This is a genomic window from Bacillus cereus group sp. MYBKT14-1 (genome assembly GCF_051915185.1).
Taxonomy (GTDB): Bacteria; Bacillota; Bacilli; order Bacillales; family Bacillaceae_G; genus Bacillus_A; species Bacillus_A cereus.
This window is the reverse complement of record NZ_JBQAEF010000031.1, coordinates 1-25075: the sequence shown is the minus strand read 5'-3', so window position 1 is coordinate 25075 and position 25075 is coordinate 1. Positions and strand designations below refer to the sequence as shown.

Genomic DNA, 25075 nt, shown 5'->3' with positions numbered 1-25075 from the left:
AGAGATTGCTTAATGATTGTACCAATTGTATCTGGTTGTACATCACCTTGTAATTTCACTGCATCCTTTTGTACATCTAAATCAAAAGCATTTTTCATTATTAATTCCTCCAAATGAGTTTTTTTGTTTGTGATCACACTATTAAATTACATTATTTTCATATTATTGTAAATACATGTTATATTAAGAATATTTTATTTAATTCTTCGAATCTTTTCTTATGTTTCACAAATATTAAAATTATTACAAAATTAATAATTTTAATCCTTTCGATTTACTTAATTTTCATTTTAAAGTAAAATATATTGCGATTTTAAAACAAAACCTATTTTGATGGCAAAATACTGAAAATCCACACCTCAAATCCTGAAAAATCCGAATAAAAAGGTTGAATTCTAGTACAAAATCTCTAAAACTCTTGAAAGTGATTTTTTAAATTACTTTCAAGAGTTTTCTGTAAAATTGCTATGTAAATTATTTGGTCAGGCTTATTTATATATTCAGTGTACGCTAGTTCATCATCATACTGATCTTGTAAATAACTTCTCTCATAACTTGGAATGTCTTCTACTGTATATTCTATTTGCTTATTTACTTTTGAAAGAGAAAGAATTAACTGAGGGTTCACTATAAAACTATCATCAATCTCCGGTAAGTCGTCTAAATCATTTACTTCTAACTCTCTAATTAAAAGGTTCATCGTATTCTCCTTTACGGGGTACCTCCAATTCATACTATTTCCCCTAGTTCTTTATGTGACTCTAATTTACTAACTGATTAGGGCTATTGCAAATCAAAATAATAAAACCGCATCTCCAATTATTAGATAACTATCTAATACATTGGAGATGCGGTTCACTTAGATCATTGATGTCTCAGCTCTTCTCTTTATTTGAAAATTACATCTACCATACTAATTTAATATTATATTCCTGAAGCCAACCATTAACTTGAAGTAAATAATCTATTATACCTCGTGCATCATTACCTGAAATTACTTCGTCTTTTCCTTCTGCAATAGCACGAACTCTTTCTACATTAATTAATGGCAAAATAGGTGATTCAGGATTGTTCAACACATCTAACATCCAATCACTAATACCTTGTAGATAAGAGGCATCCTTTGTGCTTGGATATGCACTTTTTTTGCGATAACGTACATCTTCTGGAAGTACATTTTCAAAAGCTCGACGTAAAATACCTTTTTCAATATTGTCTATGCTTTTCATTTCGAATGGGACATTCCATAAGTATTCTACAAGCCGGTAATCGCAAAATGGAACTCGTACTTCAAAGCCATTCATCATACTTGTGCGATCTTTTCGTTCTAACATAAATGGCAAGAAACGAGTAATAAACATGTAAGACATTTGACGTTGCTTCATTTGCAGATCACTTTCACCTTCTAAAAAGGGAACCTCAGCAACCGCATCTTCAAATTTTTGTTTTTGATATTTTTCAGGGCTAATCTTCGCTTTAAAATCCTCTGATAAAATTTCTGTACTATACCATAAATTAACACTCCAAGGGAATATCTCTGCATCTAGAAACTTCTCTTGATGAAACCATGGATATCCTGAGAATACTTCATCTGCGGATTCGCCTGAAAGTGCAACTGTTGCATCTTTTTTCATTTCCTTAAATAACAAATAAAGAGACGTTTCTAGTTCTCCAACTCCAGGTAGATCACGCGCTCGCATTGGAGTTAATAAATACTCTATTAAACTATCTGATCCTAACTCTATAGAATGATGCTTTGTTCCTACATATTCAGCCACACGTTTCACCCAAGGTTCATCACGATCAAAACGAAGGAAGTCTTGCTCAAAGTCTTTTTCATCATTGATGAAATTCAGAGAATATGTATGAAGACGTTCCCCTTTATTTCCAAATTCATTTCCTGCTAAACCTGTTAAACCACTGGAATCTAAACCCCCGGAAAGCATAGATACCACTGGTTTATCAGCAATTAACTGACGTTTAACCGTATCTTGTAAAATGGAGCGGATTGTCTCGACTGTTGTATCAATATCATCTACATGTTTTTTACTTTCAAGTTTCCAATACTGTGTCGTAGTCGAGCCATTAGAGGTAAATGTCATATAATGGCCAGCACGCACTTCATGTATATCCTTGAAAATAGCATGACCAGGAGTACGTGTTGGTCCAAGGCAGAATATTTCAGAAAGCCCTTCTTTATCTACCTCAGCATCTACAAGTGGATGCGAAAGTAAAACTTTTAACTCTGAACCAAAGAGAATTGCGCTTCCCCTTTGAGCGAAAAATAAAGGCTTCACGCCTAGATGGTCACGACCAAGCATCAATTTCCCAAATCTTTCATCCCAAATACCAAAAGCAAAAATCCCATTTAAATGTTGAACACAATCTTCTTGCCACTCTAAGTAAGCATGTAGTAATACCTCTGTATCTGACTTGGTCTGAAATTCATGACCTTTCTCCTCAAGTTCTTTACGTAATTCTTGATAGTTATAAATTTCTCCATTGAACGTAAGGCCAATCGTATCATTTCCATCTTTATACAGCATAGGTTGAAGGCCACCTTCAGGATCAATGACGATGAGACGTCGATGACCTAATGCCGCTCGTTTTGAAAACCAATGCCCCTCTGCATCAGGTCCTCGGTGAATGATAGCATCTGTCATTTTTTTTAACGTTTCTTGTTCATGAGACAGGTCTTTAGACCAGTCTATCCACCCTGCAATTCCACACATAGTGTCTACCTTCTCTCAAATAGTATAGAAACCGACTAAAATTCAATATCAGTCGGTTTTCCGTAAAAAAATCCGACTAAAAACATCTTTTAGTCATGTTTATATAATAAAATGAATTGAATAAAAAATCAAATAATTCACTCAAGAAAGAAATCACTGTCCTCTTTCACTTGAATTCCCATCGTCCGATTATAAAAATTATTACCTCAAACTTTCAACTTTATCCCTAGGTTATAAAGTTGCATTCTATTATAGTTATATACTAGAAATAAGAATGGTGTATGTTATTCTATAAGAAGCAACTAGGGGCCTTTCTATTAAGCTAAAAAAAATGACAAGTAGAATGATAGAGAATGTAATGAAAGAAAACTTCGCTAAATATTTCAAGGATAGGGTGTAGACAATGATCAAATTAGAAAAAGAAAATAAAAAGATGAAAATCATTCAATCTGCCACAATACTGTTCTCTACGCGTGGTGTCCGTAACACAACAGTTGATGAAATTGCAAAGACAGCTAAAGTTGGTAAAGGTACTATTTATTATTACTATACAGATAAAACTGAAATATTATGCGACTGCTATATGCGTCATATTCAGCTTAAGCGCTTACAATTATTTAATTTATATAAAGAAGAAAAAGATGTTTTACTTCGAATACAAAAAATTCTTCATTATATCAGCCTAGAATATCATCAAGATCCATTTGTTTCTACACTCTTTCAAGAATATAAAGAGTACCATTCACCTGAAATTACAACTTGTTTTAAACAATCTGAAGAAGAAGCAATTAACATGATAAGTAATTTACTCGAAAAAGGTTATCAGCAAGGAGCTTTGCATAAGGTACCATTACCGCTTACAGCTTTTATGTTAGTACGAATGATTTTTAACTACGAACAGGATTATATAAAAGATGATAAAAGTGATACAGAATTTCTGCAGTTGCTAAAACATATGCTTCTTAAAAACTAGTTTTAACAACCAAAAAATAAGTGCGGTGCAATTATATGAAGAAGAACGTGAATAATGGCGGTTTTTATGAGCTCTTTTCACTCTAGACAAACATACGAAATATCCAACGCTTATGTAGGAATGAACGAAAAAATAGTGCAGTAAAAAGAGCGTGTTTTCATCTATCTAAACACGCTCTTATAAATATTTAAACCCTATATGAATTGCTTATTCCACTCTAATTGTCTTTTAACTCATACATATCTTTTTATATTCGGTTATCATGCCAGAAGTTTATTGGAAAATGATTATTCTCATCATAAGCTTCAAATTCATACCCTTTTTCTTTTAATCCTTTTATAATTGCTGGAACTGCCGCGACAGATTGTGGATGAATATCGTGCATTAAAACAATTTCTTTTGAAGACGTAGCACCTGCTAAGACATTTTGAACAATTTTCGCAGCTGCTACATCAACAGGTAATTTATTGTATTTCCAATCTAAAGAATCAATTGTCCAATCCCATACTTTAAAATTATTTCCGACCACTTCATTTCGAAGTGATTCATTTAATCCAGGCATTGATCCATATGGTGGGCGTGTTAATTTCGGTGAGTTTCCAATAACATTTCTAATTAAAGATTGATCTTCTTTCATTTCCTTCACATATTCCTGATTGGTGTATAACTTTTTAAAATCATGTGTCATACTATGCATGCCCACATAATGGTTTTCTACATGCTCTCGTTTCACTAAATCTGGGAACCTTTTCACATTATCGCCAATTAAAAAGAATGTTGCTTTTACATCATTTTTCTTTAATACATCTAATAGGTTAGCTGTATATTTTCCTGGTCCATCATCAAAAGTTAAATATGCAACTTTCCTTTCTTTACCATCAAAACGATTAGGTACCGATTTTTTTAATTCATTTTTAGGTAGACTGCTCACTTGTTGAACACTGTTTCCCTCTTCCGCATTTACCAGCTTAGGATTTGTAATAGATTGAAACATGTAATACCCTATTGCTACTAATGTAATAGCCAACAATACACTTATAATTCTTTTTTTCTTAAGCTTAATTTTCATATTATAATCTTCTTTCTATCAAATCATTCCACTTTAAGTCGTTTAGTTTTATTATTCTATTAGCTTATTAAGTTTTTTAACTTAACCAATCTCAATTTTGGACTAATCATTTTAATAATCTATATAGGTGAAAATTAGTGCCCTGCACTAGCGTTCATGGCATTTCCTATAATAGTTAAAACTACCGGAAATAATACTGGTCCTAAGGTAAGGAAAATGTTTAAAAGTATAATAAAATTATATAGTGGGCTATAATTTTTACTATTACTGTTTTCCAATACTAGGATGAATAAAGTTATTACAGTAATTAAATGTAGTAATAAAATTATCAACCAATAATACATCATTATAGTAAGATTCCACTTTCCTAATAGTTGGTATGTTACCCCTATGATTATCCCTAATATAGTAACATTAAAGGAAATAAACAAAGTTCTTTTTAGTATTTTAGGGAATGTTTTGTGATCCACAGTTTTATTATATAAACTGATTAAAATGCCCAAAGATAGATATGCCAGTAATAGCCCTACCCAATTCCAGATCCAATCTTGATCCCCCATTAAATTAAACAAAAGCGAAAGGATCCCTCCTACTGCAAAAATCGAGGAGATCATAATACTATTTAAAGCTGATTTCATACTATTTTCACTTCCTTAAAAATTTTACAATACAGCATTGAAGTCTACTCTTAAGTTGTCCTTTACTTATTAGAATCCATTTCATTAAAAATCTTGTATGGAAATACCATCATATAATCCGGTCATCATACCTATTAGCATATACGGAGAATGGGTAGGCCCAGCAAAAATTACATCTACATGATCCCATCCCATAATTTTCAAACTAAACGAAACTCCATCAAATCCTACTCCACATGGTAGATATACAAATAGAGGATGCGATCCATCAACTTTTATTTGTATATCAATTATTCAGACGTGTAGCAACTACTGAATTACCTTAAAATAAATGCTTTGATTTTTCATCGTTAATAAAATAGCACATTTGATTCTTATTAACTTATGTTCTTCCTTCTTCTACTGCTTTACTATAACCCGCTGTATATTCAAAAATAGTAGCCCCTTTGTTTCTAAGTAAACCTTTTCCCACTTTTTCGCAGCTGCTGCCATATGTACATATGATATTTTAAAATTAATCATAATTTATTATAATTAAGTATATATTAACAATATATTAAGTATAAGTAAATAAAATTAATAATAATTTAATTTCATTTACTTATTTAAAGGGGATTACATATATGAACGATATTAATGTTGGTCACAAAATTATGGCATTTAGAAAAGGTGCCGGATTAACCAGTAAGCGTTTAGCAGAGTTAGCTGATATAACACCTTCCATGTTAAGTCAGATTGAAAAAGGAATTACAAACCCTTCATTACAAACCCTAAAATTAATTTCTGTAGGATTAAATATTCCATTGTTTAATTTTTTCTTAGAGGATACCAATACAGAAGAGTTAGTTGTACGAGCTAACCAAAGGAAAAAAATAACTTTTCCTGAAAGCGGCAATGTTTCGTATGAGCTATTATCTCCTAATTTAGATGGAGCACTAGAATTGGCTTTAATGAATCTGTTACCTCAAACTGCTTCATCTATGGAGCCTGTGGCACATAAAGGGGAAGAAATAGCATTTATTATGGAAGGACAAGTGAAACTATATCTAAATGATGAGGTTTTACTTCTCAATACAGGTGATAGTGTTAAAATCCCACCTTATGCAAAGCATAAATGGGAAAACAACTCTTTAAACAAAGTCACTGTTATATTTGGAGTAACTCCACCATCTTTTTAATTTCAAATACTAGCGAAGAAAAGTTAGAGAAAATAATTCTCTAACTTTTCTTGTATACATAACTTTATTTTAAGAAAATAAAAAACTTATCTCTCAATTATATGAGATTATAACCTAAACGATTAAAAGTAGTGAAATAGATCTTTTTAATTACATACTTAATTTACTTTTTAATATCCAGTATTTTTCTCCATTCTCTTCAAATGAGAATTCTACCCATCCATTTGGATCTTCACGATAAATAAAGATGGTTGTTCCAGGAGTTACTGTACCAACTGTATTCTCCTCGACAGCTACATCTGGTCTACTTTTAATTTTTAAATTAAATGGATAAGGTACCTGATAGTAAGTAGCTGTTGATACAACATTTGAGCTTGAACTCTCTGCATACATTTTATATGGAATTTCATTAGATAACGCGTCGACATCTAATGTTTCAGGATTCTTGGGTAATTTTTTTGCATATGTATAGTCTTCTACACGAAACGGTTTAATACGTTCCATAATGCCTGCAATTTTCTTAGCCCAGCCTTTATCTGATGCATATTTCACATTCATGCCAGTTAATGTTGGCCCGTTATAATACATACCATTTTCTTCTAAATATCTTTCTCGTACATAATTAGCATTATAAGCAATGCTATCGCCGTAGCTTGGTAAATATTTCGCATATTTAAACGGATCTCCATCATATGCACGTAGACCGAATAAATTATGTTTTTGATATGCGATTTCTGATTTTCCGTATCCAGATTCTAAAATCGCATGCGCCGCTAAATAATGAGCACTCACGCCATATTGATTTTGCGCATTGATAAAATCTTGTCCATGTCCAACTAAGGGACTATCTGAATGATATTTTGCAATAAAACTATCAATCTCTTGAGCTGTAATTTTCGAAGCCACTGTTAAATTTAAATCTTCATATGAGGTAGCAGTAATAACCTCTTTTTCATCGTTTAAATTTTGTTGTAACATATCTGTTTTTGCAGTAAGTTGAGCAGCTTCAGCACGTGTTATAAATCTATTTGGTTGCCAACCGTTCTCGGTACCATTAGAAATTTTTAAATCTATTAAAATATTGGCATGTTTTTCTCCCCAATGCCCTTTTAAATCTTCAAATCTAACCTGCTCGTTATGATTTGCTGTGCTTTGTAGTTTATATGCATTTACTAGCATGGTAGCCATAGCAGCACGAGTTACTTTTCCGGATGGATTAAAGATTCCATTACCTTCCCCTTTAACAATCCCAGCTTTTTCAGCAGCAGCAATATAAGGAGTTGCCCAGTGGTTTTGTGAATCTGTAAAAGATGGTTTTGCATTAAGATCAATTTGTATCCCTAAAACTTTTGTCATAATTTTTGTAGCCGAAGCTCTGTCTAATGAGTCATTTGAACCAAAAGTTCCATCTGGATAACCATTTAATACCTGTTTATTAACTAAATAGTTAACGGATTTATCAGCCCATGTAGGAACATCAGGGAATTTATGAGTATCTGCTAAAATATTAGAAGAATAGGATAATATAGCTCCTGCAAGGATACCTGTTGCAATTAATTTGCGTTTCATGAAAATAAACACCTCTACCATTGTATTTATCAAATTGAGATTTTGTATTTTTATATTTACATGTTTGTCATAATAATGAAATCGTATTAACACGCATTCAATTTGATGTAACGAGTATAGTTACTTATATACATAAGTGTCAATGAATTTATTTTATATAAATGCATAATTTTTACATTAATTTGAATTTCCCTGATCTTATAATTGACTTATGCATATGGTAAATTTAATAGTTATATTTCTTTTCGATAGTGTAAATTTAATGCTTTATTTTTTACTCTATTAGATATGGGTTTACATTACTAATCTAATTAAATTAGATTTCTTTACGCACCCTCTTCTGAATCCCACACTTCAGTAAATTGAAAACCTTTTAATTCACTCTCTAAAATTGTATTTTTGAATTGATCTGATACTAAAAGATAGTTAGGATGTATCTTCCCATTTATATTCAATTTAAAAACCGGTTCGTGCTGGACAACATAAGGAATAAATACAAATTTTTTACATCCTATTATTAAACCTGAACTTAACTTATCAAAGATTGTTTTATTAGTATCAAGTGCTTCCAACACCCTTAAAACATGCATAGCATAGTATTTTTTGATTGTTTGTTTATGAATTAATGGTAAAAATTCAATATTTTCTCCTACTATAGGTTCTAAAACATTCTTGGCTTTTTCACTAATTATTTGTACACCAGACTTTCCCAAAAAAATAGGGGAATCGCTTGATTTTCCTTCATCTGTTACCTCAATAAACTTAGGCATCCATGAATCTGACAAACTCACCACAGAATTAAAACTAGTTTTAAAATATTTTTTATCCTCTTCATAGTCCAATAATTGAAAGGTTTCATAATCATCAGTCGAACTCTTTAATTGCCAAATCTTCATTTATATTCTCCTTTATTATTACCATTTATTTATATAGTTATTTCTTGGGTCCATTTAATCGCAAATTACCTTCTATTGAACTACCCCCACTTTCACTTCGTTTAGAAGTGAGGGATTCCTAAGTAAAGAGTTCTATCGAACTCTAATTGATTAGGCTAACCCCGCAGTCCTTGCGGTTAGAAGCCTTATCGCTTCATTCTTTAGATTGATACTGGCGTTAATATCCCTATCATGGTGTGTACGACAAGAAGGACAGTCCCATTCACGTAGGTTTAGATTTTTAACGTCTTTATTTTGATATCCACAACAAGAACATAATTGGCTGGAAGCAAATGTTTTCGATACGACAATGACTTGTTTGCCATACCATTTTGCTTTGTATTCTAACATTGATCGAAATTGCAACCAAGATACCTCACTAATTGCTTTTGCTAACTTATGATTCTTTAACATATTCGCTACTTGCAAATCCTCTATACCGATAACATCGTGGTTTTTGATGATTTCGGTTGAGATTTTGTCCAAGTAATCTTTTCTAGCATTTGATATGTATTCATGAATTCTAGCTACCTTTACTCGTTGTTTATTCCACCGAGAAGATCCTTTCATTCTTCTAGAAAGAACACGCTGTGCTTTCGCCAACGTATCTTCTAATGATCGAAAAAACTTCGGATTTTCATAGTGTGTTCCATCTGACAAAATAGCAAAATCTTTTAGTCCTACATCTATTCCAATGTAAGAATGTGTTTTCGGAAGTTCTTGTACTTCTGTTTTAACTAATAGTGACACAAAATATCTACCAGAAGGGTTCCGTCTAACTGTAGCATTTACAATACGCCCCTCTACTTCGCGACTTTTGGCAAATCGAACAAGGCCTAGTTTCGGCAACTTTATTTTGTTCCCTACAACGGCAATGTTTTCATTTGTTTGTTTTGTGGTATAAGATTGTACGTTGTTCTTCTTAGATTTAAAGCACGGTGCGCTGTTTTGTTTTTTGAAAAAGCGTGTATACGCATCCGCAAGGTTGCGAACAGACGACTGAATCGCAATACTATCCACTTCTTTTAGCCAAACAAACTCTTTCTTTATGGCAGGAAGTTTGGCAGAGCATGTACCATAGGTCAAGCCTTTTCCTGTCTCTTTGTATGCGTGATCCCATAAGGATAGGAAATGATTGAATACAAAGCGAGAACACCCAATCGTTTTGTTGATTAGAATTGCTTGTGCCTGATTTGGATAGATACGAAACTTATAGGCTTTATTCATCATTATTTGATTCACCTCCATTTCGGTATATAACTATTATACACCAAACATACATTCGACATATAGTGGAGTAACACTTTCTGTATGTCGAACAATTAAGATGGCTTCCTGCCATCCCTTGTTCGAAGCCAATTCATCTCCCACCTACTCCTACTCACTGGGCTGTGAACCTTCACGCTTCTTGAGGAAGGAGTCTTCTTGGCTAAAATGATAAATCTCTTCCTATTCCATGTAACACTGTTTTGGTTCAAATTCCTTATTTAATTCTTGTAAAAAATAAAAAACAAACTAACCTTTAAAAGGTTAGTTCGTTTTTAATAAATCATTAAATTAATATCAGGCAATTAAAAATGAATTTCAAATTATGTTTAACATTAATTATTTTTATCCATTGGTATTGTATTTAGTGCTAAACCAATAGATCCTAATTTTTCAATTATTTTTTTTGCTTTACCATATGGAGCTCCTTTTACTAATGTAAAAGGAAGGTTTTTCGATCCTTTTAATAGTTCCCCTGTTGAAATATCAAGTGCGAGTACACTTTTTATCTTTACTAAATCTTTTAATCCTCCATTAGGAATTTCTATTAGCACTATATTACACGTATCAAGGATTTCTTCTTTTATTTTCTGTATTTTTTGATTCAAACAACCCGTATTTACCCATTCAATAAAATCTAATGTAACTACAGTGGCATGATTTGGATTCATATCACCAGAATCAACAGCCCTTACTTCTCGTACATCTGCACCTTGCGACATTAAAAAAACATTGCCACTACCATCATCACCAATAGCAACATAACCATTTGCATATTCTGTTACTTCCCAAGTCTCATGTCGTTCTATAATATCATCAGTACCATAAATTATTAATCCTCCACCTATAGAAAAACCATTTGTATATTTCAATAAATCTTTATGTACATTTGGTAATTCAACTTTCATTACATCTTCTATTTCTTGAATTTCAATATCATTTGCTGGATTATTTTTTATTAAACCAGAAACATTGGATAAACATATCATTTTTCATCCCCCCAAACTATCAAAATATTTATAAGCATCTACCAATACCTTTCTAGCAGTTTTCTGATCAACTCCTGCCTCAATCATTTCTAGCTTACATTAAATTCATAATTTATATCGGTATCATTCATATCCTTCAAGCTTTCTGCGCTTAAACCTAAGAAAAGGCTTATGCAAATACAGAAGCCTCTTATATTTTTATTTATTACTTTTTAGGGTATGAATTTACATCAATAATCTGATTTTATTAAATTTCTTTACGCACCCGCCTCTGAATCCCATACCTCAATAAATTCAAAATCTTTCAAATCACTTTGTTCAATAAGAACTTTCAACGCGGCAGAAATAAAAACAGCCGTAGGATAGTTTTTTCCATTTATATAAACCTTAAAAATTATTTCATTTTGAACAACATTACAATCAAATGTGAACTTTTCACATCCTATTATTAAACCTGTAATCAGTTTTTTTTTAAAATTAATTTATTACTATCAATTGCATCTAGTACATTCAAAACATGAACTAAATAATATTCCTCACTAATTGATTTGCTTACAAAAAGTAAGAATTCAACATTAGCACCTAATATAGACTTTAATAATTCTTTTGCCTTTTCACTAACCATCAAGGTACCAGTTTCTCCCCAAACATAGGACAGTCACTTTGTTTATCCCCCTTCTACACATTCAATAAAAATTTCTCCCCATAAATCAGAAAGTTTTATTGCCAAATCTTCATGCTTTTCCTCCTATATGCTATGTTATTTACTCAAGTTCCATTCCTTGGTTGATTTATTTTTATACTGCTCTCCAATAACCCATAACCCTATTCTGATTTTCTGAATTGCTGCAACAGCAGAGTTAGGGGCTATTTCAAACTCTTTCATTAATTTTTGTATTTCCACAGCTCTACTATCCTTCTAGGCTACAATATAATGTGCTTTATTATAAAATGAATGATTTTGTATGAAAGCTAAAATTCGCCTAAGTAAATCTAGTGATTTATTGGTATAATTAATATCGTATTCCATTTTATGGATCAATCAATTAATATAAGGCTATGTTTTAAAACATATGAAAATACTGCTAATTTAATATTAAACATAATAAAATACATAGCCCTTTCTTTTTACTATTAAAAAACATATTGAAGTAAGGAGTTATATTATAATGGCAATCTTTCAAAGTAATGTTCAAAAAGCTGAACAAATTGCTACTCAAATGAGAGCAGCTTCTGACGCAATTCAAAATGCAACAGGTAAATCAATAACGCACGCAACACGTACAACTTTAATCGTGAATTCCAAAGCGCAGGAAGCAAACCAGCAAGCATTAGAATTAACTAGACAATTTCTTTCTTCCTTTCAGCAATCCATTGACAATATACAGTCTGTAGCAACAGAGTTTGAACGAATGGACAACGAATTACAGAAGAATTTTTAGCTTTTTTAAGAATTTTTCCTTTATCCCTTCTGTTAACTTATATATAAGCAAAAAGGTAGGCGGAAAAAATGAATCAAGAAATAGAACAAAAAATGAAGGTCTTGAGTCAAAATCTAATGAATCTATCCGAGGAACAATACCAAAATCAACGCGCAATACAAACACAAGAACAAGCAGAAGCAGACTTTCAAGAATTAAAAATACGCAGCCATCGCTTTTTTCATCGTATTTTAGAAACATGGCATGGTGATAAAGAACTCTTTCGCTTTTTTACCAATATACAATTAGAAACTCAACAAATTGAAAGAAGCCTTTCTTATAAATTAGAAGAACAAAAGGAAACATTAATTCAAGAGAAACAAAAATTATACAATCTAGAAAATGACCTCACTCATCAAAAACAAAAACTTGCTAGGGAGGCCAATTTATGAGTTTAAATATGTATCTTGGAGAGGTACAATCCCAAACAAACACTATGTATGCTTTTTGTACTGCTACTATACAAAGTATGGAGCAAGTAATCCAATCTATCGACAGTTTTGTGGGTGATTCTGTCCTACAGGGTCAGACTTATGATAGTGCGAAAATGTATTTTGCAGAAACGTTTCTTCCTTTAGCACAGGGGATTATTTACCTATGTGAAGAATTACTCCATCAGAATGAATCTTTTCCTGCTGAGTTTCAATCAAGAGTCGCCTCAACAGATGTAGTTGAACAAGAACTATTAGAACAAATCCGAGAGATTGACCGAATGATAGCAAGTATTGAAGTTACAAAACAAATTATGCCACTACCGGATATGGATGCAATGGTTAACCTATTTATTGAGATGCGCCGTAAAATCCAGGAAAAGTTAGAACATCTATATGAATTTAATCAAACATCTAGTAATAACTATGCTACCGCGATTCAATTAGCGGCTAGTATCGCTGCAGGCCTTGCTGAGGTTCAAAGTGGAAAAGGCTTCAGCCCTGCAAGCGGTACATTTAGTACACAAAGAATAAATATGGAATGGGCAGATTCTATTCATGAATATCTAGACAATAATATTCGATTAGATAATAGTATAAAAACAAATAATCTAATCGAATCTGGTATACTATTAAGTAGTTCTTCTGAAAAGAATATACTAGAAAAGTTTATAAAAGGGGTTTGGAATGGATCTGGAAAATTTATTGGCGATTTAGTAGAGACATACAATTCGTTAGACGATACAGTGACAAAGGAAAACCTAAAATATGCTGCAGGTCATCCTATAGAAACCGCTTATACCATGATAAATACTTTTTCAGACACTTTTATGAATGAATTTTGGCATGGCGATGCTGAAAGTCGTACACAATGGGGAACAAATATTTTTATGGAGTTTGGTTTAGGATGGATTGGAGATAAAGGAGCAGGCCAAATTGGAAAAGTAACTTCCCTTGGAGACTCTGTAAAGTTAACGAAATTTTCAGGTGATACACCTTATATTTCAAGCCACTTACCATTAAAAGATCGATTTGCTTTTGCCGGTACAAGCCCACTTAAAAGTGAAATTTCTCCGTCTAAAGATTTTTTTATAAGAATTAACAGTGGGGAAAGTAAATTAAGTAAATCTGGAAAAAACATAGGAAAAAGAAAGATTCCCCCCGCTGTAAAAAAAGTAGATGAATTAGGTGAGTATTACGAAGTAACTATAAAATTCGAAAATAATGTAAAATGGGGCAATGAATTTCGTGATATGAATTTACGTGATTTTGATCGTAAAGTGAAAAAATTACAAGATTTGAGTGATGCAAACTTATTACAAAAGACAAAACCTATTAGAGATCCTCAAGTTACAAAACAGTATCGAAAGGATGTTATAAAAAAGATTATTGAAATCTATTATCCAAAAGATAAAAAATTAGCAAAAGAATTAATCGATAAAGTAAAGTATGATATGGATCCAGATCACCGCTGGGATTTAGGCCTTAATGGAGAAGACGTTAGAAGTAACCTTCAATTCATGGATCAATTTACAAATAGACGAATTGGTGGAATTTTAGGAGTACAATTAAAAGATGCCCCTTATGGTTCGAGAGTGAAGATAAATATTGAGAGGGAGTAGAAAATGGACAAATCAGTATTAGAAAAAATAGAATTAATTAAAGACATTTTAGGTAATGACCCATTTAGTTTGCTGATTGGGGAAATAATAGAAATACAAGACAACTTTGACAAAAAATTAGAGGAAGGTGTTTTAAAAGATTATTATTTTATTATAGGAAAATACGAAATATTAAATGGCGGAGTAATAACTATATTTGGTCATGAAAAACTTGATAGTATTCAGTTTTATACCGATGATATGCCAGGTGGTACTAATAAATGGATATGTATAGGAAAAATAGAAAACTATCCATTATTTATTAATAAAATTAATGGTGAAGTTTCTTGTTTGTTTGGAGATTTAATTGATCAAAACTTTGTTATTGAATCCTATGGTAATTTGAATAATTTCTTACAACATTACTATTTAGGGAGAAAATATTGTGAATTAGGTAGTAAATTTGTTCAAGCTGGAGGAATTAGTGATACTGTAGGTAATAAAAATGATGATTGGTATCAACTACTAGAAGATAACAACCTATTATAATGCATTCTAGATATTTAGTAAAAAAAGCACACATAACTGAAGTGAATCCAAAATGTTAGACACATTATTTCATTAGACAGCTTCTTTGGCATGGATTCGGTATTGTACTGGACTTTCCTTAATTTTTTTATGATAATTGTATACTACCTCTACTTTGATAGTTAATTTAAAAGGAATAATATATATTTTATGTACTAAGTGAAACGCTGCTAAATAGCAGCGTTTCACTTGTATTTTTCATCAAAGTTCGGAATCGATGAACAGAAATTAGTAATTTTAAATTTCGCTGTCACTATTTCTTCCTGAGCGATTCCACTAATACTCAAAAGTTCTATTCTTCTACCTTTAATATTTCCTTATTTACTGGACACTTTATTTTCCAGTTTTAATTCACTGTCACCCTTACCTGAGGATCATACATTTTATTTTCATTTGCAATAAACATAATACTTTTTCCTCAAACTTTTTCCTTAGCGTTTATTTCCCCTACCACATTATGCTACCAATGTATTTTTAATGAATCCTCAGTTTTAGAATTTTTATAACGTTTCTTAATCTCTATGAGGCTATTAAGAATAATGTTTGTTCCGCAGGTATATGGGTTAGATATTAAGCCATCAATATCTATAGAAAAATTTACACTATGACTCCCATTTTCTATATAATCATTCTTAACCACTATTAATGAATTTTGTTATGGAAATGTTGAAATTCGTACACAATGGAAAACTCATTCTTTTATTAATTTATTATTAGGTTTAGCTATTGATTAAGATCCCTTCTTGTCATCCCTTGTTCGAAGCCAATTCATCTCCCTCCTACTCACTGGGCTGTGATCCTTCACGCTCCTTGAGGAAGGAGTCTTCTTGGCTAAAACGGTGAATTTTGTAAAGGATCTTTTGATAGATTACTTATTAGCTTACCTGAAGAAATCTCTTTAGTTGTTAATTTGCCACCCTTCCTATAATTCTACAAATGGAATAGCATATTTTTCATTTTTGCGACCTAAAAACTTTAACTTGATGGTGATGGGGTAACAATTCTGATTTAGAGATAAGATCAGTTTATACAAAGATTACCCACCGATATGTGGAAGATGAAGAATACACTTGCGAACTTGAAACGATTGAATTAAAGGACTTGATGTTAGTGTGGTGAATAGAATATGAAAATTACTTAAAAAATCGTAATCTTAACTATAAAATACCAAGACTGCCCCTCTCCTCTCCAGGGCCATCTTGGTGTTTTTTACGTTCACATACAAATTATTATTTGTATTGTTGCATGGGTTCTTTATTAAATGATATACGTCTACTTTACCATTGATAAGCAATGACTAATATCTCTCCTTTAATCGTACTGATTATCTATACCATGTTTTAAAGGAACTATCTTGACTAAAATGATAAAACAAGAAATTGAAATAAGCACCTTTTTTATTTTGTAAACTGTAAAGCTTCCATTTTATATGAACCAGAGTTAAGTTTAAAGGAACTAAATCGTGCGTTTTCTCTTTATTCAACCATTTAACTTACTAACACTTTTCATAAGATATTTACACACTGCATTTAGGTAAAGAAATACAGAAATGTGTTTTTTTCTTTGTATTATCTAAATTTATGCTCCCTCCATGTTTTTCTACTATATGCTTAGCGATAGTTAATCCAAGACCTGATCCCCCATTATTTTCTCGAGAATCATCTACTCGAACAAATGCATCAAAAATACTTTGTTTCATATCCTCAGGTATTCCAATTCCATTATCTATAATGTTTATATATACTTTGCTTTCATCCTCAATTAACGATACAAACACGGTCGTACCTGCCGTATTATACTGTAGAGCATTAGATATTATATTAGAGATAGCACGGTATAGTAACCTGTTGTTAATTGGAGCAATCACTTCTTTAGAGGGTATTTGATATTGAAGGATTAAGCGCTTCGCTTGAAATAAATCATAATATTCTACAAGCAATTCACGAATAAACTCAGATACATCAGTTGGATGTACTTCAAAAGGGTAATCAGAATGCTCTAATTTAGACAGTTCAAAAATATCTTCAGTTAATACCGCAATGATTCGAATCTTATTATATATTACATTCAAAGTTCTTTCTCTTTCACCTTTTTCTGTAATGATCCCTAGTTGTAATGCTTCAACATAACCTTGAACGGTTGTAATTGGTGTCCTTAAATCATGAGACAAATCTACAAGCATCTTCTGCTTGGTTTCTTCTAACCTCTTCTTCTCTTTCTCTATTTTATCGAGTTTTTCCGACATAACATTAAACGAATGCTGTATTTGCATTAACTCAAAATATGTTTCATAGTTTAACCTTTTATCATATTTCCCACTAGCAATTTCCTCAAATCCAGTTGCTAGTTTATCCAATGGTCTGGTTATTTTCCTAGCAATTTGCCTACTAAATATATATACATTCATAGAGAAAAATACAAAAAATAAAACGATTGTAGAAAGTAATATCTTATAAAAAACATATACGTATTCCTCATTTTTATCAGAAAACGTATATTCATACTTTATTGCTTTTTTAGGAACCTTAACAAGGCAATATAATGTTTCACCTTTTTTCGTTACAAATGTTGCTACAGATGAATAATAAGGAAGTTGATCATTATCAAAAAATAAAGTAGTAAATTCTCTTTGTGAATATGATAAAAGCTTATCCTTTTTTTCCCCTTTGGTATAGATAACTTGTAAATTTTCATTAAGAATTTCTACCCAACCACCAAATGATTCTATTGATTCTGAATTAATAGTTTCAAAGTTTTCACGCACTACTTCACTTGCTTTTAAATTATTTAGCTCTCCTAGTTGCTTTTCTGTTTGGTACATCAAAAATATAAATAAGATTATCACCGTGAAACCTATTGCTAGTGCAAATATAACGTAATTTTTAATTAAGATATATAAAACTTTATTTTTCATAAAGTTCTTCCTTCCTAGCAAATCTATACCCAAGTCCCCGGATCGTTTTTATATAAACTGGATTCTTAGGAGAATCCTCTAATTTCTCTCGTAGTCTACTAATATGAACCATAATTGTATTATCATCTGCACAGTAATAATCAGACCATACATTTTCAAAAATTTGTTTTTTAGTAAATATTCTCCCTGGTTCCTTCATAAAAAGTGTTAAGATTTTATATTCCGTAGCACTGAGAGTAATGGATTCGCTTGATTTATAGAGTGTACAAGAATGATGATCTAATACTAAATCACCCATATGAATTTGATTCTCCGTACCTTCTACAGCCTTATCATTAAATTCATAGGACCTTCTAAGGTGAGCTTGAACTCTAGCTATAATTTCTAAAGCACTAAATGGCTTTGTAATGAAGTCATCTGCTCCAATCCCTAAACCGATAATTTTATCTACTTCTTGAGATTTGGCTGACAAAATAAGTATCGGAAATTGTAATTTCTCACGAATCTTTTTAATTAATTGATAACCATCCATTTTAGGCATCATAATATCAACAATAGCTAAATCAATATGATTTTCTTCTAGACACTTTAAGGCAACTTCGCCATTTGAAGCCTCTACAACAAAAAAATTTTCCATTTCTAAAAAAAGCTTTAAAAGATCAATAATATCTTTGTCATCATCAACAATTAATATATTTTTTTTCATACTCTCCCTCGCATCGGTCAGAATTTTCAAAAAATCCATTTAAGGTTATTGTAAGGTAAATGAAAGTGACATGAAAGACTAACCGTTTAATATACAGATATGAATTAAAGAAGGAGGCATTATCAAATGAAAAAATTTGTTGGAATTGCGTTAGCAGCTACCATAGGAATTGGAGGTATAGGAACTTTTGCTACTACTAAGACTCACGCTGCAGTAAACAATCAAGAATCAACAAAATCGGTTTATCAAGTATCTGACGTGCAAGGTGAATTTATGCATATTAAAGTGGGGAAACCTTGGTCAATGACGCCAAGCGGAAAACAATACAAATATGTCTTATTTAGTGAAAACAAAATTTATGTAAACCCTAAAACTGGTGTAGTAACAGCATATGAAGAAGGAGCAGCTGAAGGCAGAGTACTCGATAAAAATGGAAATGTTGTTGCTATTTGGTATATTACAGCTTTTAAATGATGCAAGGAAGCTTTCACAAAATTAAAAAGGCGTTTTTAAGAGTAGTTAACAATTTAATATGTTAGTTTTCGGTTTTATTTACAGAAAAAACAAGTTAATTTAAAAATTTTTTAAAATCAAAGGAGATGTAAATATGTTCAAAAAAATAGTAGGCGGTGTATTAACTACAGGCATTTTATTCTCTGGATCAGTTGGAGTATTTGCAGCAGATAATAGCCAACAATTACCCACAAGTAAATTAGCTAAAAAAGAAGCATGTCCAAATAATACCGTTTGTTATCGAATAAAGGAATTTCAGTATTATAATTTACCTGTAAAATATAATAAAAATACAGGTAGTAACGAATATTACTATAAATTATCTGGTGAAACCGGACATTGGGAAGTTGATTCTCATAAAGGGAGATTAACTAATTTAAGTGCTGGAAAAATAAAAGTTAAAGTGTATGAAGGCGGTGTATTATTAAAAGAGTTTATGGTAATAGCTGATAGCTATAATTAATTTAAAAGGAATAATATAACTAGATGGAACGCTATCCATCTAGTTATATTATTAAAGTAAGGAATCGATAAACAGAAATTAATATATTTATTACTAACATGCAAAAAAAATATATACTTGAAACAAGCCCGTGAAATCTATCTTCTATGTTAGCAATGCTAACAAATTTTATTATTTTTGAGCATTCACTATTCCTTCTTCTAATCCTTTATCTGATTCTTTTACTAATTCTTTCTCTAATCCTTTTTCTACCTCTTTCTCCGATTCTTCATTCTTCTTACTGTGCCCCTCTACAAATCCCACTAATATTTCTGTTATTATCGACATAGGTACACCTTTATCCAATAACATTTTAAGAAATTCAAATATAGAGAGACCTTGTGAGTTGATTGAATTATATTTGTTATTAATATATTGTTCTATATTTTTTTCAGAAAGTTGATTATTCCCAGTCTTATTTTCAGGAATATATTTTTGATTATTGTTCACCAAATGTGAAGCTGTAGTACTTGAACCTGTTTCCTTTAAAACTCTAGTATTTAAAGGATAAAGCCTGTTATTTATGCTTGAACTGATTTTCATCGCTAATTTTCCTCTTTCTTTTTGATAAATTTAATATAAATTTGTCACTACTAGCTATTACAAACGTATACACATTTCATATTCTTTATCACATAGTGTTATATTTTATATTTATTTATTATAATATTTATTACAGTTAAATTAAATCAAACTGTATCTACATATGCATTATTTCATTTTAGATAGAATTTTATTTTGTTAACTTGATGAGCATAAGACGTTAACTCTACTACAAGAATTTGACGTTTGATACTGATTGTAGAAAATTCATTTATTACCTGCTAACATTTTATATTATTATAAATATAATTCATATTAAACCACTGACTAAAACTAGGTTTTATGAGGATGTTTTCAGTTTGATCACACTAAGTTTAGACTTCTTGAATTTAAAAGTATAAACTTAAAAAAACGCCCAATTCAAGACGTTTTTTCCATGTTTATATTAATCTTCTAAACATGGCCATGTTCAAGTAAAGGTTTGAACATATTTTCCATATGGATTGGCCCTACATTATTAGCTAATGAAGGTGAAATTTCTTTATAAATTAAAGAAGGAAAATTTAGTATAGTATTTTAACTTAATATACAAAACAATATTAGTACACCTATGACACTCTAAATTGTCACAGGTATATTTTCTAAAACTCTTTTTTATCACCCTGTTTTAACTCCCTCCCCAGCTCCCTACATTGTAATTTTAATAATCTAGTCTCGACACATACCTTTTTTTTGTAAAAAAACTATAGTACAATAAATAACCAAAAGATCCATTTCCAGATTGTCCCCATTTATGTACCTTTTAGTTCATTTTCTGCTATTAGTTCCTTTGTTACATACATCAAATACATAATGACTGGGAAAATTAGATAACTAACAGTTTTACCTTTATCAGTAATAGGATGCCTTTCTTCGACTAGAACAACTTTTATTATTAACAGAGCTCCCCTAGATCAAATGTAACAATTTATGAGTAGAAGAATATTTTCTGAACTTTAATGTAATGTAAAATTAGTAAAGAACGTATTTCATGAAAAAATGTTAACTAATAAAGAATTAGAAGTGATTATATGAATAAATTATTACTATCGTGTTTATTAGTTACATTCTGTCTAAATACCGCAGGATGTTCTAATGATATGACTATACTAAACAATAATTCTAAACCTTCAACACCTACGAAGGTTAAATGCATTAACAAAGCGTGGTACAAAAAATATATCCCATGTAATAGTTTAGTTTATGATAAAGGTCATAAGGCGAAATTATTATATATTAATCACACTATAAACATGTTGTAATTAATTGTTCTAAATCTACCTAAAAAGACTATCAATAATGGTGGTCTTGTTTATATTGGTGAGATTGTACTAGTATGATAAAATAGATTTAACTGTATGACGTAGGGTGGTTGGTTGCTATCCTTTCTCTTTTTTTATGTAGAGGGAAAGGAGGTGACTCCTATGATGGAATATTTACTTTCTTTGCTACAGGATTTGTTGAAAGTATTTTTGACAATTCTTGTTACCGGTTATGGAAACAAACTGGTGAATAATATTAGCAAAAAACGTAAAAGAACCTCCCTACGCCGTCGGAAGCAAAAGGGAAGTTCTAGAAAAAGAAACTAACTTTATTTAGTAACTACCCGCCTTACGGCAACAGTTACCAGAAGAGATGTATCGAGCATCTCTTCTTTTATTATATACCCAAGGTATTACTGTAATACTACTGTAGTAATAATTATAACAAATGAACATAAAAAATCAATGAGTAAACAATGGCTGTAATGGCCAAAAGAAAAGACACCCTAAGGTGCCTTCCTCCGACTTATGAATCAAATCTATATTTTGTTCACTTTATTCAGTATGGTGATGATGGCCTTTGTATAGCAATAGAACCAAATCACGCTAATACTTAACGTAAGTTTTGATTCCGTTGCACACAGACCACTATATCCTCTCTAATGACTGTGGTTGCATTGTCAAATACTAAAAGTTTAACATCCATTTATACTGTTTTAGTGATTTGATTTCCTCGTACTTTCTTATAAAATGTCGCTTTCTTCATGCCATCCTTGTCCATGAACTCAACAGCTTTGATCTTTCCAACCTTCCATTCCTTGCTTGTTATCTTCTTTCATATACCAAGCATTAAAATTGAAACCTTTGAGACTAATGTTTCCTTAACCGCAAAGAAAACGCTAAACTTCATATATACTTTTTAGGATGTTCTGTCTGTAATACTAATTGGTTTTTATGATAATTATTCATAAGTTGATAATTCACTACGCGCCTCGTCTATTGTATCCCTAGCAATTCTTAATGATTTTAAACATTTACCTAATTTCGCTAAATCTGTTTGGCTCGCAGCATCTCCATAGTTGTCTATAACAAATTGCAAGTTATCCATTGCCTTTAAAATAGATGAATGTAGACCCTTTAATTCTGTTGGGGGTTCTACATATCGTACACTTGAGATGAGGTAAGACATTTTATAGAAAACATCGCCTACATCTGAAACCCATGATTTGTTTATAGTACCCTTAATTTCTGCATCAGCCTCTAACATGCTAAATCGGTTCGACACATCAGATAGGTCCTTTAAATAATCATCCATTACCCATGCATAATGCTGCTTGTCTAAATGTTTATAATCACTTGTTTCGGCTCCTTGCTTTACTTCTTTTTGATTTCCTATATTTTTTTCATCTGCGGTTAATTCCTCAACTGCTGCTGTAATGGCTTTTATACCTTTTTTGCTACCAACAAGAGCGTCGATAATTAAAATACTACAGAGAAAAATAACAAACATGGCAATCCACTTAGCCCATTTCGGCATAAAAAAACTCCTTACTTGATATATTTCTCCTAAATTATAATACAGGATTAAAGCCCCTATAAAAACTATATCTCTTTACCTAATACCTTACCTTCTGTTTTCTCAAAATTGACATCTTTAAGTAAATCTATATCATGTACAAATCCATTTCCAACATTACATCATTAAATTTAAATATAACACTATATTATGTTTCTATCAAGAATATTTTTCCAAATAAATATCATTCATAGCCTCCTCTTTTCACCATTAAACCTAATTTATACATAATTAAAAAAAAAGAGGATCGCCCCATAGTAGAGCAGATCCTCACTTTCACTTCACATACACATAGGCTTCGTTTGCTGTTATATAATATGTTTTACCTTTACTATTGTGCACTCTATATTGTGGTGAATTATTTACAATTACCTTTGTATCAATAATGAATCCTAAACCCATATCTACAGTACCGGCAACATCTTTATCCTGCCAAGATGGAGAATCATAGAAACGTAAATTATTTACTTTTGAAATAACTCTTTTACCAATTACTGTAGCAGGTTCATTGCCTTGGCAACGAATATATGAGGAATCATAATAAATCCATTGGTTACCACCAAGAAGTAACCAGTTTCCTAATTTACCCCATACTTTATAAGCCTCACCTTTGTGTAGCTTACGAATAACACTATTTTCTGTTGATGGTCCAGAGCGGAGATTTACATTGTATCCTTCAATATATGCAATACCATTCGACTCTACTGTACCAGATATTTCATTTGTTTTTTGTGGTTTGGTATCCACTGTAATCGTGCTCCCGTTATAAACCTTTAACACGTCTGCTCGGAACTTAGCCTCAGATACACCATGACTACGAAGATAATCAAGTGGATCTTCATGGTCTGTCCCACCTAATTTATACGTAATATCCCTATGTGTCCATAATCCTTTAGAGGGATGAATATTTCGTTCTCGCAAGATTTCCCCAATTAATTCTATATATTTTTCATATGAACGTTTAAATTTCAATGGATCACTTGTCTCACACAATTCAACATGAACAAATCTAGCATTTGCTGCTGGACCTGCTCCCCATGCCTGATGATTTGTAGATGCAATTTGAACCTTTTCATCCCAATCCACTGCGTAGTGAACAAACGCTGAACGCCATGTACGAGACTCATATTTTTGAATATTAATTGCTGGTGCCTCTGGGGTAGCCGTAGAATGTGCCACAACACCTTCATAAGCTCCAACACCATAACGGTATGGTTGTTTTGGTAAATCAGGAATAAGTAGCGTTTTATCAGCAAGTGCGTTTGTTCCAATTGATACTACTAAAATGATTGCAACAACTATGGATAAAATATGCTTGTATTTCTTTTTCATTTTCTATCGGCATCCTTTTTTACAATCTTTGTATGGTCAAATAATCCACTAGCTGACAATCCAATAATCATTCCTTGAAATAAATTCACTTTAATATCTTGAGACAAAAATAAAACACCTAGCGTAATGAAGTGACCCCTAAAAGTTAGACACGGTTATTTCATTAGGCAGCTTGATAAAAATGAGTTCGGTATTGTACCGGACTCATTTTTAATTTTGCCTTAATCCGTTTCGTATT

General features: G+C 31.5%; 24 protein-coding genes and 3 pseudogenes. 9 read left to right on the top strand and 18 right to left on the bottom strand.

Features of this window, described 5'->3' with window-relative positions; genetic code table 11:
• Positions 1-445: 445 nt before the first annotated feature.
• Together ACTFO4_RS29755 and asnB are read right to left on the bottom strand one after the other, a co-directional pair.
• Positions 446-700, bottom strand: a pseudogene (locus ACTFO4_RS29755) (GNAT family N-acetyltransferase); the annotation flags it as partial.
• Positions 701-905: 205 nt separating this feature from the next.
• On the bottom strand, positions 906-2732 hold the full coding sequence (gene asnB, locus ACTFO4_RS29750; protein ID WP_326235596.1) for an asparagine synthase (glutamine-hydrolyzing): 1827 nt from the start codon (positions 2730-2732) through the stop codon (positions 906-908).
• Positions 2733-3135: 403 nt separating this feature from the next.
• Between asnB and ACTFO4_RS29745 the strand changes: the two genes are divergently transcribed.
• Positions 3136-3705: a TetR/AcrR family transcriptional regulator gene (locus ACTFO4_RS29745; protein WP_326264201.1), complete on the top strand. Its 570-nt coding sequence runs from the start codon at positions 3136-3138 to the stop codon at positions 3703-3705.
• A 247-nt stretch (positions 3706-3952) separates the two neighbouring features.
• On the opposite strand, the gene ACTFO4_RS29740 is transcribed toward ACTFO4_RS29745, so the two are convergent.
• The 3 genes from ACTFO4_RS29740 to ACTFO4_RS29730 form a co-directional block, all read right to left on the bottom strand.
• Positions 3953-4774: a peptidoglycan-N-acetylglucosamine deacetylase gene (locus tag ACTFO4_RS29740; RefSeq protein ID WP_076775125.1), complete on the bottom strand. Its 822-nt coding sequence runs from the start codon at positions 4772-4774 to the stop codon at positions 3953-3955.
• A 134-nt stretch (positions 4775-4908) separates the two neighbouring features.
• Positions 4909-5412 (bottom strand): DUF3902 family protein, encoded by a 504-nt coding sequence (locus ACTFO4_RS29735; RefSeq protein WP_089607944.1) that lies wholly within the window; start codon positions 5410-5412, stop codon positions 4909-4911.
• 84 nt (positions 5413-5496) lie between these two features.
• The gene (locus ACTFO4_RS29730; RefSeq protein ID WP_074624953.1) at positions 5497-5616 is read right to left on the bottom strand and encodes a serine dehydratase; all 120 of its coding nucleotides are present in this window, start codon (positions 5614-5616) and stop codon (positions 5497-5499) included.
• Positions 5617-6035: 419 nt separating this feature from the next.
• Here ACTFO4_RS29730 and ACTFO4_RS29725 point away from each other — a divergent pair, with 419 nt between their 5' ends.
• A complete protein-coding gene (locus ACTFO4_RS29725; protein ID WP_098451006.1) occupies positions 6036-6590 on the top strand; it encodes a helix-turn-helix domain-containing protein in 555 nt (184 codons plus the stop codon).
• A 150-nt stretch (positions 6591-6740) separates the two neighbouring features.
• Here the strand turns inward: ACTFO4_RS29725 and ACTFO4_RS29720 are convergent, their stop codons facing one another.
• The 7 genes and pseudogenes from ACTFO4_RS29720 to ACTFO4_RS29690 form a co-directional block, all read right to left on the bottom strand.
• The gene (locus ACTFO4_RS29720) at positions 6741-8159 is read right to left on the bottom strand and encodes an S-layer homology domain-containing protein (RefSeq protein WP_440014618.1); all 1419 of its coding nucleotides are present in this window, start codon (positions 8157-8159) and stop codon (positions 6741-6743) included.
• A 326-nt stretch (positions 8160-8485) separates the two neighbouring features.
• Positions 8486-9055, bottom strand: a complete 570-nt coding sequence (locus ACTFO4_RS29715) for an imm11 family protein (RefSeq protein WP_119684396.1) — start codon at positions 9053-9055, stop codon at positions 8486-8488.
• 150 nt (positions 9056-9205) lie between these two features.
• Complete coding sequence (gene tnpB, locus ACTFO4_RS29710) at positions 9206-10324, bottom strand: IS200/IS605 family element RNA-guided endonuclease TnpB (RefSeq protein WP_440014620.1); 1119 nt, start codon at positions 10322-10324, stop codon at positions 9206-9208.
• A gap of 371 nt (positions 10325-10695) precedes the next feature.
• Entirely contained in the window at positions 10696-11349 is a 654-nt protein-coding gene (locus ACTFO4_RS29705; RefSeq protein ID WP_440014622.1) for an SMI1/KNR4 family protein, read from the bottom strand.
• Positions 11350-11352: 3 nt separating this feature from the next.
• On the bottom strand, positions 11353-11436 hold the full coding sequence (locus tag ACTFO4_RS29700; RefSeq protein WP_342762163.1) for a hypothetical protein: 84 nt from the start codon (positions 11434-11436) through the stop codon (positions 11353-11355).
• Between the two features lie 170 nt (positions 11437-11606).
• Positions 11607-12067: pseudogene (locus ACTFO4_RS29695) on the bottom strand (imm11 family protein); the annotation flags it as partial.
• A gap of 42 nt (positions 12068-12109) precedes the next feature.
• A complete protein-coding gene (locus ACTFO4_RS29690; protein ID WP_165375049.1) occupies positions 12110-12253 on the bottom strand; it encodes a hypothetical protein in 144 nt (47 codons plus the stop codon).
• 265 nt (positions 12254-12518) lie between these two features.
• Between ACTFO4_RS29690 and ACTFO4_RS29685 the strand changes: the two genes are divergently transcribed.
• The 4 genes from ACTFO4_RS29685 (at position 12519) to ACTFO4_RS29670 (ending at position 15411) form a co-directional block, all read left to right on the top strand.
• Positions 12519-12791, top strand: a complete 273-nt coding sequence (locus ACTFO4_RS29685; protein WP_440014625.1) for a TIGR04197 family type VII secretion effector — start codon at positions 12519-12521, stop codon at positions 12789-12791.
• 68 nt (positions 12792-12859) lie between these two features.
• Positions 12860-13222: a DUF3958 family protein gene (locus ACTFO4_RS29680; protein ID WP_001070984.1), complete on the top strand. Its 363-nt coding sequence runs from the start codon at positions 12860-12862 to the stop codon at positions 13220-13222.
• Positions 13219-14883, top strand: a complete 1665-nt coding sequence (locus tag ACTFO4_RS29675; RefSeq protein WP_131251824.1) for a T7SS effector LXG polymorphic toxin — start codon at positions 13219-13221, stop codon at positions 14881-14883. Before ACTFO4_RS29680 ends, ACTFO4_RS29675 begins: the two co-directional genes overlap by 4 nt.
• Before the next feature lie 3 nt (positions 14884-14886).
• Positions 14887-15411 carry a hypothetical protein gene (locus ACTFO4_RS29670; RefSeq protein WP_088362543.1) on the top strand — a complete coding sequence of 175 codons (525 nt, stop codon included), beginning with the start codon at positions 14887-14889 and terminating at the stop codon, positions 15409-15411.
• 1555 nt (positions 15412-16966) lie between these two features.
• Here the strand turns inward: ACTFO4_RS29670 and ACTFO4_RS29665 are convergent.
• Entirely contained in the window at positions 16967-18364 is a 1398-nt protein-coding gene (locus ACTFO4_RS29665) for a sensor histidine kinase (protein ID WP_440014628.1), read from the bottom strand.
• The gene (locus ACTFO4_RS29660) at positions 18354-19070 is read right to left on the bottom strand and encodes a response regulator transcription factor (protein ID WP_119684403.1); all 717 of its coding nucleotides are present in this window, start codon (positions 19068-19070) and stop codon (positions 18354-18356) included. Before ACTFO4_RS29660 ends, ACTFO4_RS29665 begins: the two co-directional genes overlap by 11 nt.
• 126 nt (positions 19071-19196) lie before the next feature.
• Between ACTFO4_RS29660 and ACTFO4_RS29655 the strand changes: the two genes are divergently transcribed.
• Positions 19197-19544 (top strand): hypothetical protein, encoded by a 348-nt coding sequence (locus tag ACTFO4_RS29655; RefSeq protein WP_440014630.1) that lies wholly within the window; start codon positions 19197-19199, stop codon positions 19542-19544.
• 133 nt (positions 19545-19677) lie between these two features.
• On the top strand, positions 19678-20046 hold the full coding sequence (locus ACTFO4_RS29650; protein ID WP_047387925.1) for a hypothetical protein: 369 nt from the start codon (positions 19678-19680) through the stop codon (positions 20044-20046).
• Between the two features lie 171 nt (positions 20047-20217).
• On the opposite strand, the gene ACTFO4_RS29645 is transcribed toward ACTFO4_RS29650, so the two are convergent.
• Positions 20218-20628, bottom strand: a complete 411-nt coding sequence (locus ACTFO4_RS29645) for a hypothetical protein (protein ID WP_440014633.1) — start codon at positions 20626-20628, stop codon at positions 20218-20220.
• A 1463-nt stretch (positions 20629-22091) separates the two neighbouring features.
• Here ACTFO4_RS29645 and ACTFO4_RS29640 point away from each other — a divergent pair.
• Entirely contained in the window at positions 22092-22256 is a 165-nt protein-coding gene (locus ACTFO4_RS29640) for a hypothetical protein (protein ID WP_164876757.1), read from the top strand.
• Between the two features lie 634 nt (positions 22257-22890).
• On the opposite strand, the gene ACTFO4_RS29635 is transcribed toward ACTFO4_RS29640, so the two are convergent.
• The 3 genes and pseudogenes from ACTFO4_RS29635 to ACTFO4_RS29625 all read right to left on the bottom strand — a co-directional run.
• On the bottom strand, positions 22891-23466 hold the full coding sequence (locus tag ACTFO4_RS29635) for a hypothetical protein (RefSeq protein WP_440014635.1): 576 nt from the start codon (positions 23464-23466) through the stop codon (positions 22891-22893).
• A 315-nt stretch (positions 23467-23781) separates the two neighbouring features.
• A complete protein-coding gene (locus tag ACTFO4_RS29630) occupies positions 23782-24837 on the bottom strand; it encodes an N-acetylmuramoyl-L-alanine amidase (RefSeq protein ID WP_440014637.1) in 1056 nt (351 codons plus the stop codon).
• Positions 24834-24965, bottom strand: a pseudogene (locus tag ACTFO4_RS29625) (holin); the annotation flags it as partial. The gene ACTFO4_RS29630 and the pseudogene ACTFO4_RS29625, both read right to left, overlap by 4 nt.
• Positions 24966-25075: the final 110 nt, after the last annotated feature.